The sequence below is a fragment of the Streptomyces odontomachi genome (assembly GCF_024435355.1).
Taxonomy (GTDB): Bacteria; Actinomycetota; Actinomycetes; order Streptomycetales; family Streptomycetaceae; genus Streptomyces; species Streptomyces odontomachi.
Genome location: NZ_JAMJWG010000003.1, coordinates 384,563 through 396,841 on the forward strand (window position 1 = coordinate 384,563; position 12,279 = coordinate 396,841).

5 protein-coding genes, 1 tRNA gene and 3 pseudogenes are annotated in these 12,279 nt (G+C 71.9%); 6 read left to right on the plus strand and 3 right to left on the minus strand.

The genetic code is table 11. The features are described 5' to 3' along the window. Positions 1–9: 9 nt before the first annotated feature. Positions 10–96: transfer RNA gene (locus NQO67_RS09650), tRNA-Ser, on the minus strand. Positions 97–283: 187 nt separating this feature from the next. After that, complete coding sequence (locus NQO67_RS09655; RefSeq protein WP_305125584.1) at positions 284–1,939, minus strand: S1C family serine protease; 1,656 nt, start codon at positions 1,937–1,939, stop codon at positions 284–286. Between the two features lie 243 nt (positions 1,940–2,182). Between NQO67_RS09655 and NQO67_RS09660 the strand changes: the two are divergent. The 4 genes and pseudogenes from NQO67_RS09660 to NQO67_RS09675 all read left to right on the plus strand — a co-directional run. Next, positions 2,183–2,692 (plus strand): annotated as a pseudogene (locus tag NQO67_RS09660) (glycerophosphodiester phosphodiesterase family protein); the annotation flags it as partial. A gap of 330 nt (positions 2,693–3,022) precedes the next feature. Beyond that, positions 3,023–3,349 (plus strand): annotated as a pseudogene (locus tag NQO67_RS09665) (glycerophosphodiester phosphodiesterase family protein); the annotation flags it as partial. Between the two features lie 164 nt (positions 3,350–3,513). After that, a pseudogene (locus NQO67_RS09670) lies at positions 3,514–3,939 on the plus strand (ATP-binding protein); the annotation flags it as partial. A 716-nt stretch (positions 3,940–4,655) separates the two neighbouring features. Next, complete coding sequence (locus NQO67_RS09675; RefSeq protein ID WP_255949399.1) at positions 4,656–5,648, plus strand: DUF5926 family protein; 993 nt, start codon at positions 4,656–4,658, stop codon at positions 5,646–5,648. A 955-nt stretch (positions 5,649–6,603) separates the two neighbouring features. On the opposite strand, the gene NQO67_RS09680 is transcribed toward NQO67_RS09675, so the two are convergent. Then, positions 6,604–7,227 carry a bifunctional DNA primase/polymerase gene (locus NQO67_RS09680; RefSeq protein WP_255949635.1) on the minus strand — a complete coding sequence of 208 codons (624 nt, stop codon included), beginning with the start codon at positions 7,225–7,227 and terminating at the stop codon, positions 6,604–6,606. A gap of 1,402 nt (positions 7,228–8,629) precedes the next feature. Here NQO67_RS09680 and NQO67_RS09685 point away from each other — a divergent pair. Then, the gene (locus NQO67_RS09685; RefSeq protein WP_255949400.1) at positions 8,630–10,225 is read left to right on the plus strand and encodes a PP2C family protein-serine/threonine phosphatase; all 1,596 of its coding nucleotides are present in this window, start codon (positions 8,630–8,632) and stop codon (positions 10,223–10,225) included. Positions 10,226–10,651: 426 nt separating this feature from the next. Then, entirely contained in the window at positions 10,652–12,151 is a 1,500-nt protein-coding gene (locus NQO67_RS09690; RefSeq protein ID WP_255949636.1) for an aminopeptidase P family protein, read from the plus strand. The last annotated feature ends 128 nt before the right edge of the window (positions 12,152–12,279 follow it).

The following is a 12,279-nucleotide window of genomic DNA, read 5'->3' on the forward strand; positions in this document are numbered from 1 at the left end:
TGACCTGCGCGGAGGCGGTGGGATTTGAACCCACGGTCGTGTTGCCACGACGACGGTTTTCAAGACCGTTCCCTTCGGCCGCTCGGGCACGCCTCCCCGCCGCCGTCCACCTGGGACGGGGCAGGTACAGCCTAGCGGGTGGGAGAGGCGGCCACGGGATGGCGTGAGGGAACCACGGGTCGGGCTGAGACCGGGGGCGCCCCGGGCCCGCCGAACACGTCGAAGGGGCTGCCGATGCGATCGGCAGCCCCTTCGACATGCGGTCTTCCCCGTGTTCGTTCAGCTAGCTGTTGCTGTCTCCCTTGCGGGAGCCCAGCACCAGCTTCACCGTGTGCTGCTTGCCGTCCCGCTGGTAGACGACGGTCACGGTGTCGCCGGGCTTGTGGTTCCAGATCTCGCCGATCAGGGTCGGGCCGCTGTCGATGACCGCGTCGTCGAGCTTGGTGATGACGTCACCGGGCTTCAGGCCAGCCTTGTCGGCGGGGCCGTTCGGGGTGATCGGCTCCGAGCCGCTCGGGCCCTGGCTGGTGATCTTCGCGCCGCTGCCCTGCTCGTCCAGGGAGACAGAGGCGCCGATCACCGGATAGACCGGCTGGCCGTTCTTGATGAGCTGCTCGGCGACGTTCTTCGCCTGGTTGATCGGGATGGCGAAGCCGAGGCCGATGGAGCCGCCCTGGCCGCCGCTGAGGCCGCCGCTGTCGCTGGAGGGCTTGATCGCGGAGTTGATGCCGATGACCGCGCCGCGTGCGTCCAGCAGCGGGCCGCCGGAGTTGCCTGGGTTGATCGACGCGTCGGTCTGTAGGGCGCTCATGTAGGAGGCGTCGCCGCTGCTGCCGCTGTCGCTGGTGGTCACCGGGCGGTCCTTGGCGCTGATGATGCCGGTGGTCACGGTGTTGTTCAGGCCGAACGGCGCCCCGATGGCGATGGCGTCGTCGCCGACCGCCACCTTCTCGGAGTCGCCGAGCGCGAGCGGGCTCAGGTTCGACGGGGCGTTCTTCAGCTTGATGACGGCGACGTCGTAGCCCTTCGCCCGGCCGACCACCTCGGCGCTGTACTTCTTGCCGTTGGAGAAGGTCGCCGAGAGCTTTCCGCCGTCCGCCGCGGAGGCCACCACATGGTTGTTGGTGAGGATGTGGCCCTGCTTGTCGTAGACGAAGCCGGTGCCGGTGCCGCCGTCGCCGTTGCCGCTCTGGGCCTCGATGGTGACGACGCTGGGCAACGACCGGGCGGCGATCCCGGCGACCGACTTGGGCGAGCGCTTGACGTCGGGGCCGGAGGCCGAGACGGTCGTCGAATCCGTCGAGTTGTCGCCCTGCTTCGCGGCCCAGTAGCCGATGCCGCCGCCTACTCCGCCTGCGACCAGCGCCGCCACCAGCACGGTCGCGACCAGCCCGCCGCGGCGGCTACGGGGGCGCGGGGCGGGCGCCTCGTACGACGCGCCCCATCCTCCGTCACCGCCGCCGCCGTAGCCGGGCGCACCACCCGGCTGGGGCGGCCAGTCGCCGGCGCCCTGGGACAAGACCGCGCCCTGGCCGTCGGTGGTGGCGGGAACGCCGGCCTGACCAACGCCGGGCGGCGGGCCCTGGGGCGGGCCCTGCGGCGGACCCTGCGGAGGTGCCGGCGGCGGGTAGGCCGCCAGCTGCGCGGTCGTGCCCGGGTCCTGCTGCGGTGCGGCCGCGCCCGGAACGGGCTGAGCGGCGGCCGGGTCAGGAACGGGCTGCGGTGCGCTCTTGGCCAGCGTCGGCTGGGCACCGCCGGGTGCGGCGGGTACGCCCGGCACGCCCGGTGCCGGCTCCGGGGAGGACTCCGTCGGAACCGGAGAATCAGCCGGCACCGAAGAGTCCGCCGGCACGGGGGAACCCGCCGGCACCGGAGGTGTGGACGGCGCCGGGGGTACCTGAGTGCCCTCGTTCTCGGTGCTCACAGCTCTCCTCCTCATTCACGACTGTCTCGGGTCCAGCACTCGGCCGCCCAGGTCACGGCAGCTGGGCCCGACGGTTCGGCCGGGCCAGCTGCGCGAGTCAGTACCCATCAGCTTTTCCTATCGGCCGTCAGGGCACTGTAAGCCGTTGCTGTGCGTCCGAAACCATCCTTTATCTCGGACGAAACGGGCGCATCCGCAGCGGTCCAGGGCGGCGACCGCCGCTGCGCGTCTACCCCACCGGGGTGACACCATGACGCGGTGACCGACGCACAGCATGCCATCCAGGTCGTCGCCCACCGCGGGGCCTCCGAGGACGCTCCCGAACACACGCTGGCCGCCTACCGCAAGGCCATCGAGGACGGCGCCGACGCCCTCGAGTGCGACGTACGTCTCACCGCCGACGGGCACCTGGTCTGCGTGCACGATCGCCGGATCAACCGTACGTCGAACGGTCGGGGAGCGGTCTCGGCGCTGGAGCTCTCCGAGCTGGCCACCCTGGACTTCGGCTCCTGGATGGGCCGCGAGAAGGGCGCCGACGCACCTGGCTGGGAGGAGAGCCCGGACTGGTACGACGCGGACCGCGCCGAGGACACGTCCGTCCTCACCCTGGAGCGGCTGCTGGAACTCGTCTCGGACAGCGGCCGCCGCATCGAGTTGGCCATCGAGACCAAGCACCCGACCCGCTGGGCGGGCCAGGTGGAACGGCGCCTGCTCGCCACCCTCCGGGACTTCGGCCTCGAGGCCCCCGCACCGTCCCCCCACACCCCCCACACCCCCCACACGCGAAACGGCACGCAGTGGCCATCGGAGACCGTCGGAGCGGGCTCCGAATATCGGGGCAAGGGAATGAGTGGCGTGAAATGGGGCCATAGGTCGCGAAAGGCTTACGGCACGGACGCCACCGACATTGTCGATATCACGAACATCGCCGACATGACGCACACGACAGACACGACGGGCACCACAGGTGTCACGGACGCCACGGACGCCACGGACGCCACGGACGCCACGACAGAGGGCACGGGCGGCGCTGGCGGCTCGGACCGCGCGCACGGCGCACACGGCTCAGGTCCGGAGCCGACGGTGCGCCAGGCATGGCCGGTTCGGATCATGAGTTTTTCAGCGCGCTCCCTGCAACGGGTGCGGATCGCGTCCCCCGCCATGCCGACCGTCTATCTGATGCAGTTCATCTCGCCTCGGCACCGCGAGGGACGGCTGCCCTCGGGCGTGCACATCGCCGGACCGTCGCTGCGGATCGTGCGCAACCACCCCGGCTACGTCGAGAAGCTGAAGAAGGCCGGGCACCGGGTCCACGTGTGGACCGTCAATGAGGACGCCGACATCGATCTGTGCGTCTCGCTCGGCGTGGACGCCATCATCACCAACCGGCCGAAGCAGGTACTGCGCCGGCTCGGCCGGGCATAACGCCGCGTTACCGCACACACCACTCTTCGTCACCCGGCGTACACCTGGCGCGTTCGGCGCATATGCCGCAATGAGGCGTACGTCACGGAACGTGGTCTGGCCGGTTTCCGGTCCGGTGGCCCGGGGCATTCACACCGTGGCGTGGGGCAAAGGAGGTCTCGGGGGTGGCGTTGGTGGTGGCACAGGAAGTGCCCACGTCGTCGAGCATGGCCGTACCCCATGGCCCTGCGGGTGTGGGGAAAGCCAGGCGTCGCATGCGCGACCAACTACGCGTCTGCGGGGTCTGTGACACGGCGGTCGACGATGCCGTACTGATCCTTTCCGAACTGCTCAGCAACGCGTGCCGGCACGGCAGGCCACTGCGGGAGGTGCCCGGCGGCGGCGGGGACGTACTGGCCGCCTGGCGCGTGGATGCGGCAGGGCGGCTGACGGTCGAGGTCACGGACGGCGGGGGTCCCACCCGTCCCGTTCCCGCCAAGCCCTCGATCACCGCACGCGGCGGCCGCGGGCTGAACATCATCACCGCCCTGGCCGACGACTGGGGCGTACGGGACGGCGTGCACGGCGGCGTCACCGTCTGGGTGGTCGTCCGCCTGGAGACCGCCCCCGCCCGCACCCCGGCCACCCGCAATCGCGCAGGCGGCCACGGAAGCGTCACCGCGGGGAACGGCCAGGACGCCCAGGGCCGTGTCCACTCCCCCGACGGCACCCCGCACGCCACGGTCGGCACCCCGGGCCGTCGCACCGGCAGCGGTTCCGCCACCGCGGCGCACGCGCACCGCTCCGGGCACGGGCACCCTCAGGCCCACCGACACGGCGGCGAGCTCGCCACACGCGGAGCCTCCCGACCGGGGCCGCTACTGGCCGACCGGGAGGCCTCGGGGCGGCTCGACGAGCGGGATTGACGAGCGGAATACAAACGGGGCCGACGAGCGGAATACAAGCGGGGCTGACGACCGGGATACAACGGGGCTGACGACCGGGATCGACGGGGCCCCGACCCCGGTCGTGGTGATCGGGGCGATGTGGGACCGGGTCCGCTGATGGCGACATCACCGAGAATCCGGGTGTCCGTACAACCCGCTCCCGCAGGATTCCGCGTCCCAGGGGCGCGACCGGCTAGGCTCGCGCCGTAACTCAGCCGTACTCACTCGTGCCGTCGTCGACGACGCGTCGGCCGTACGCATTCGTGCCCCACGCACGCCCCCGTGCGCCACGCACGACCTGTGTCGTGGATACGCCCCTGGTGCACATACGTACGCACCTCGCGCCGTAGACGACGAGCCGGAACCGGGAGATGCCCACGATGGCGAAGAAGCGCGCCCAGACGAAGGCCAGGCGCCCGCAGCAGAGCGCGGCGGGGCGAGGCGCCGACGCGGAGCTTCCGGTCGTCGGCGCACGTGAACCCTGCCCGTGTGGTTCCGGCCGGCGCTACAAGGCGTGCCACGGCCGGGCGGCGGCGCATGCGGTGACCGAACTGGTGCACCGCCCGTTCGAGGGCCTGCCCGCCGAGTGCGACTGGGTTGCGCTGCGCGAGCTGGTGCCCGCCGCGACCGTCGAGCTGACGCTCAGCCAGGAAGCCGGCGGCCTGCCCGACGACGTCCCGTCGGTCACGCTCGCCACAGTGCTGCCGATGGCCTGGCCGGCGCTGCGCCGCGACGACGGCGCCGTCCTGCTCGGCCTCCAGAACGACACCTCCTCCGGCGACATCAGCCGGGACCTCGCCGACACGCTCACCCGCGCGCTGACCGTCGCCCCGGGCTCCCCGGTGGAGGGTCGCCGCGCCCCGGCGGACGGGCCGCGCCTCCAGGACCTGCTGGCGTCCGACGCGCCGTTCGAGCCGGTCGTGCGCACCGGCTTCGAGTTCTGGGTGCCGGACGCGGAGAACGCCACGCCGGAGGTCGCCGCCTCCCTGGAGCGTGCGAACGCCGCGGCGATCCCGACCGTGCGGCTCACCAGCGTCGAGGCCGCCTACTGGTGCGAGACACCGGAGAAGAACCACCTGCGGTGGGTCATGCCGCACCCTGAGGAGCAGCTGCTCGACGCGCTCGCCCGGCTGCACGCGGCGGACGCGTCATCGCTGGGCGAGGGCACCCGTCTCGTCGGCTCGTTCCGTGCGCACGGACTGACGGTGCCGGTGTGGGACCTGCCGACGGGAATGTCGGCCGAGGACACCGAGAAGCCCGCCGCCGCGTTCGCCGAACGCCTGGCGACCGCGCTGGTCTCGACGGCACCGCTCACCCCGGAAGAGCGCCGGGCCCGCAGCGGCCTCACCAACCGGCAGGTCACGCTGAGCTGAGTCCTGCGCCGAGCCCTGAGTCGAGCCCTGCGCCGAGTCCTACGCCGAGTCCTACGCCGAGGCCTGAGCTGCGTCCCGCGCTGCGTCCGGTGGCCGGGGCGCTTGGGCAGGGCACTTGGCATGCGCCACCTGGTGTGGCTGCTTGGCCTCCGCCCATGCCCTCGCCATTCGGCCTTGGCATGGGCCTCACCGTTCGGCCTCGCCGTCTGGCCTCCGCCAATGCCCTCGACGTTTGACCTCGACGTTTGACCTCGACGTTTGGTTGACATGCGTCGGCGAGGCGGCGGGTCGGCGGAGTCGGTCGGACGTGTGGCGCCTTTGCCCGCGTGCGGGTGCCGGCCGTTGCGGTCGGTACCCGCGCTCGGGTCGGGAGCTGAGCCGAACGGGTGACTTCCCAGCCGTTTTCGATGACCTGCCGGCACCGTACGCGGGCGGTCGAATGGGCCGGCAGAGGGCCCGGCGAACAGCGGTGACTCCGCTCACAGCGCTTTATCGACGCAGGTGAACCGGTGTGTACTTGGCCGAGATCGAATTTGCGATGCGCGGATCTCTTGTTACCGTTCATATAGCCCGGTTGCTGGTGCATCCCCCGTCGCCAGCAACCGGGCGTTGCCATGTCGGCGCCCGCCCCACCCCCGGTACACCCGGCGTTCGGCGGCGGCCGACACCGGCTTCCCCCCGCGGCCATGGGCCCGTTGGCGGATGCCTCATCCGTCCCGTTCGTACCCTGCTCGTACCTCGGCCGCGCCCCGGTTGTGTCCCGTTCATCCCGTTTCGGGCCGCCGGTTCACGCCCGCACTCGTGCCCCTCAGTTCACGCCCGCCCCGCACGCGGGCTTGCCCGGGCGCACTGCACGCCCGGGCGTCGCACACGCCCGCATGCCTGCGTGCGCCGGAGTGCTCGCGCGCCCGGGAGCTCGCACGGGTTCCGCGAGCCCCAGGGCGCCTCCGCACCGTCACATCTCCGGTGCGCTGACTCCCCGGTGCGTCAGGGCGTCGACCACCGCGTCCACGACGGCCTCCACGTCGGGCACCCAGGGTGCCGCGGAGCCGGGGAGCGGGGCGCGCTCCCAGCGGACCTGGCCCTGGCCGGTGCAGGACGGCGGGAGGGCGAGATAGCCGCCCTCGCCGTGGAAGCGCAGCGAACCGGGGACGAAGTCCTTGGCGAACAGCAGATCGCCGAGCTGCTCCATCGAGTACGGGGCGACCAGGATCGACCACCGGGTGGGGGTGGCCAGCACCGGGCCGAGCCGCATCTCGCGACGGTCCAGGGCCGCCAGGGCGCGTGCCGCGGCGACCGCGGGCAGGCTGACGGCGCACGGGGCGCGACCGCCGGTGGCCATGATGATGGGTGCGGTGGGCCGGTTGGACCACCACCAGCGCACCATGCGCTCGTCGGTGGTGGCGGCCAGCAGGCCCGGGTCGAAGGGGTGCGCGCCGGGCACCGTGCACTCGGGGTCGGGGCAGGCGCACCGGGCGCCGCCGCGTGGCTGTAGCCCTACCGCGCGCTGCTGGAGGCCGACGCCGGGCAGTACCGGCCAGCCCCATTCGGTCGCGATGGCGAGCGCCGCGCCGGGCAGGTCAGGTCGGCTCTTCTTGCCGCCCGTCGCCCAGGATCCGCTGCCTGCCGCGCGGGCACCGCTTCCCCGGGCGCCGCCGCTCCGCATGCCGCTCGGGGTCCACCGGCCGGCACGCTGCCAGCGGGCCCAGATCGTGCTGCCCTTGCCGCCGGTCCGCGCTGCCTTACCGTTCCTGCTGGCGCCGTCGACCCGGCCGGTCAGGCCTGCACCGCCGGGCGCACCGGGTCCGGCCATCGCGCCGGTCGCGCTGTCGTCTTCTGCGGTGTCATCTGCCGCGTCGCCGGTGCCGTCGACGGCACCGACCTCGTTGGGCACACGGGCCACGGCGCATCCATCGAGCGCATCCGGCTCGCCGCGTCCGCTGGCCGCACCTGCCGCATTCCGCCCACCGGCCGTACCCGTCGCACCACGTCCCCCGGACGCGCCCGGCGCACTTTCCGCACCGGCCGCGCTCGGCTCACCACGCCCGTCAACGGTGCCCGTCGCACCGCCTGTCTCCGTCGGCTCGACCGAGTCCGCAGTACCGCTCGCCCTTGCCTCACCCGTCGTACCGGATCCGTCGGTTCTGCTCGCCCGGCCGGCTTGCGCGTCGCCCGCGCCGCCGCTCCTCTCGTCGCTCCCCCCGCTCCTCAGGCTGAAGTTCCACCTGGTCAGGAGCCTGCGTCGCCTTCCGAGGATCTCGCGCATGAGCGCTCGTTCCTTTCCGCGTTGAACGCCGAGGACCACATTCACACCCTGTGCCTCACACGCTGTGTGGCTGCTGTGCCGCCACTGCTGTGTGTTGCTCGCTGTGTGCTGCCACTGCTGTTGGTGCCACTGTGCCGTCACTACGTGCGTCGATCAGTTCACCGTGCGTACGCGCTGGCGCGTCACACCCCTGCGGAGCAGGGGATCCCCTCTGGGTCGAGCAGGGTTCGAACACTCATCGCCCGACACGGCGTGCCGCTGTGCCGGGCGTGGGCATGGCGTGGGGGATGACGACGCATGGCGCTGTACCTACCGCGTTCTCGCCGCCTCCGCCACGGAGGTTGAAGCACGACCTTTTCGGTGGTTATGACGCCCTGGTCCGCTGCCGGGTTCCGGATTCGCTCGCATCCCGGTGATCCCGGCCCGCATCGTTCACGTACCCATCGTGTGCGTCATGACGCGCCGTTGAACGAAACCAGTCGACCGCAATATGCCGTTCACTGAGGCGGTTTTTAGCCAACTTCCTTGTACTCAAAGGAGGCGGGCAGACACCACGAATGCTGTCAGGACAATGCTGGACATCTCCACATCTCTGCGTGTAGATGTTGACCCACTGCCAGCCAGGCCAGCGGCGCGGAGAGACGCGGAAGACGCGGCACGACAGGGGGTTTGCGATGCTTGTGAGCGGTACGCACCGGCCTGAGAGCTGGACACCATGAGCATGCCCCCTCCGCCGAAAGTGGCCGGAATCGACTCCACAGTTCCGGCGCCCGCTCACACTGTTGCGCCCCCCGGCGCACATTTGGGCGCCCCATCGCCCGGTTCCCACCCCACGCCCACGCCCCCGGGCGCCCCAGCGGCGGCCATCCAGGACCGCCTGGCCGGCTGGGTCTGCGACCTCACTGGCTTGCATGAGCTCACCGAGCGCCTGGCGCGCACCACCCGCCTCCGCGACGCCCTGCACGAACTGTTGCGCGCCGGCGCCACCCTGGTCGGTGCCCGCCGCGGCCTCGTCGTCCTGGAACCGTCCGACGGGCTCGGCCCCGACACCACCGTCGGCCTCGGCCTCACCCATGCCGACCTCGGTCACATCGAGACCGTGCCGCGCGCCATGACCTCGTACGGACGGCTGCTCGACACGCCCACCGAACCGTCCGGCGGCGTCTCCGGACCGCCGCTCGGGCCCCCGGGGCCACCCGCGCCACTCGGCGGCTCACCCGTCGCACCGCCCACCGGAACGCCCGGCGGGCCCGACGAGTTGGTCCGACCCGATCTGCTGGCCGAGGACGGCCTGAACCCGCACCACCGCGAGGTGCTGGCACGGCTCGGCTGCGCAGCCACCTACGCCCTGCCGCTCACCACCAGGGCGGCGGGCCGGCTCGGCGCCGCGGTCTGGCTGTACGACGAGCCGACCGAGCCGACCGAGCGCCGCCGCCACCTCATCGGTCTCTACGCCCGGCACGCCACCGAACACCTCAGCCGTCTGCTGGAACTGGAACGCGCACGCACCGCCCTCGCCGCCGTCGCCGAGGAGTTGTTGCCGACCCGGCTGCCCCGCATCCCCGGCGTCCGGCTCGCCGTACGGCACCAAGCCGCGCCGAACGGCGGTGGCGACTGGTACGACGCGCTGCCGCTGCCGGACGGTGCGTTCGGGCTCGCGGTCGGCTCGGTCACCGGGTCGGGGCCCGGGGTGCTCGCGGCGATGGGTGGCCTGCGGGCCAGCCTGCGGGCGTACGCGGTGATGGAGGGCGAGGACCCGGTCGCCGTGCTGTCCGACCTGGAGCTGCTGCTACGGCTCACCGAGCCGGCCCGGAGCGCCACCGCGCTCTTCGCGTACTGCGAGCCCATGCTGCGCAGGATGACGCTGGCCGGAGCCGGGCACACCCCACCGTTGATCATCGGCGAGCGGCGCACCGAGTTCGTGGAGACCTCGTTGTCCGCGCCGCTCGGAATGCTGTCCTGCTGGGAGGCGCCCACCGTGGAGCTGCACGCGCGGCCCGGTGAGACGGTGCTGCTGTGCACGGACGGGCTGCTGCGGCGCACCGGGGAGCCGATGGACCGGGCGGTTGCCCGGTTGCACGCGGCCGGAGCGAGCGTGCCTGCCGCGCTCCGGAGTGACCCCGGGGCGGTGGCCGACCACGTGCTGCGCTGCATGGTGCCGGGCGAGGCGACCGGGGGCCCCGGCAGCGGTGCCGGCGGACCTGGCGGCGGTACCACGGACGGCCGCGGGCACGGGCAACCCGGCGCGCGGCCGGCCGGGGGGCACGTGGCCGAGGCGGATGTAGTGGTGCTGACGGCGCGTTTCGAGTGAGCGGGATCTCACGGGATCTCCTGAGAAGCCGGATTTCGCGGCATTTCACGGGATCTCCTGAGAGTGCGCGTGAGCAGGTCCCTATAAGGCATGTGAAGAGGGCTCCCCTAACAAGTACGAAGGGCTTCCATAAGAAGAAGGGCTTCCATAAGAGGGGGAAGCGGGGTGCACGGGAGAGGGATGTAGAGGTGTAGGGGGGCGGGCGGGGACGGGGGCGTGTGGGTGTGCTTCACCACACGACCGGATGCGGCCCGAGCTTCCCGGCGCGCTCCCCGGGCGCACCCGAGGCCCTCTGCCACCGGCCCGCAGGTGCGCGCCGGGTCTCCGCGCGGGACCGAAGCCCTCGGATCGCGGTCGCACGGACTTACGATGGACGCTGATTCACCAGGCCGCCGGATGGAGGAGGAAGCCGTGGCTGAGGACCAGGTGTCGCAGTCCGCCGAAGCGCAGTCCGCCGAGGCCTCGGCCCAGGAGGTCGAGGAGACCGAGGAGACCGAGGAGACCGGGGACAAGCCGATCAAGCAGCGCAAGAACGGCCTGTACGACGGCGTCTCGGACGAGCTGGCCGCGAGCATGAAGTCCGGCTGGGCCGACACCGAACTCCACGGTCTCGCCGCCATCGCACAGGCCGAGCAGACCGCCGCACGCCGCGCCGCGCTCTCCGCACGGTTCCCCGGCGAGCGCCTTGTGGTCCCCGCCGGCACCCTCAAGACTCGTTCCAACGACACGGAGTACCCCTTCCGGGCCTCCGTCGAGTACGCCTACCTCACCGGGAACCAGACGGAGAACGGCGTCCTCGTCCTGGAGCCCACCGCCACCGGGCACACCGCGAAGATCTACCTGCTGCCGCGCTCCAACCGCGAGAACGGCGAGTTCTGGCTCGACGGCCAGGGCGAGCTGTGGGTCGGCCGCCGGCACTCCCTCGCGGAGGCCGAGCAGCTCTACGGCCTCCCCGCCGCCGACGTCCGTACGCTGACGGACCTCCTCAAGGAGGCCACCGGTCCGGTGCGGGTGGTGCGCGGTCACGACGCGGGAGTCGAGGCGGCGCTCACCGACAAGGTCACCGGCGAGCGGGACGAGGAGCTGCGGTGCTTCCTGTCCGAGGCCCGGCTGGTGAAGGACGACTTCGAGATCGGCGAGTTGCAGAAGGCCGTCGACTCCACGGTGCGCGGTTTCGAGGACGTCGTGAAGGTCCTCGACAAGGCCGAGGCGACCAGCGAGCGCTACATCGAGGGCACCTTCTTCCTGCGCGCCCGCGTCGAGGGCAACGACATCGGCTACGGCTCCATCTGCGCCGCCGGCGCGCACGCCTGCACCCTGCACTGGGTGCGCAACGACGGCCCGGTCCGCTCCGGCGAACTGCTGCTGCTCGACGCGGGCGTGGAGACCCACACCCTCTACACCGCGGACGTCACCCGCACCCTGCCCGTCAACGGGCGCTACACCGAGGTGCAGCGCCGGGTGTACGACGCCGTGTACGCGGCGCAGGAGGCCGGCATCGCCGCCGTCAAGCCGGGCGCGAAGTACCGCGACTTCCACGAGGCGGCGCAGCGGTTGCTGACCGAGAAGCTGGTCGAGTGGGGGCTGGTCGAGGGGCCCGTCGAGCGGGTGCTCGAGCTGGGTCTCCAGCGCCGCTGGACGCTGCACGGCACCGGGCACATGCTCGGCATGGACGTGCACGACTGTGCCGTGGCGCGCCGCGAGACCTACGCCGACGGGGTGCTGGAGCCCGGCATGTGCCTGACCGTGGAGCCGGGCCTGTACTTCCAGGCCGACGACGTGACGGTGCCGGAGGAGTACCGCGGCATCGGCGTCCGCATCGAGGACGACATCCTGGTCACCGAGGACGGCAACCGAAACCTCTCGGCCGGCCTGCCCCGCCGTTCCGACGAGGTGGAGCTGTGGATGGCGAAGCTTCGGGGGTGACCCCGAGGTTCGTCCGTCGTCCGTTGTCCGTCATTCGTCGTTCGGGGGCGACGGGGTACATGGTCCAGAAGTGACGGCGTACGTCCAGGAGTGACGGCATAAAGGGGAGCGGGCGGAGGACGGTGTCC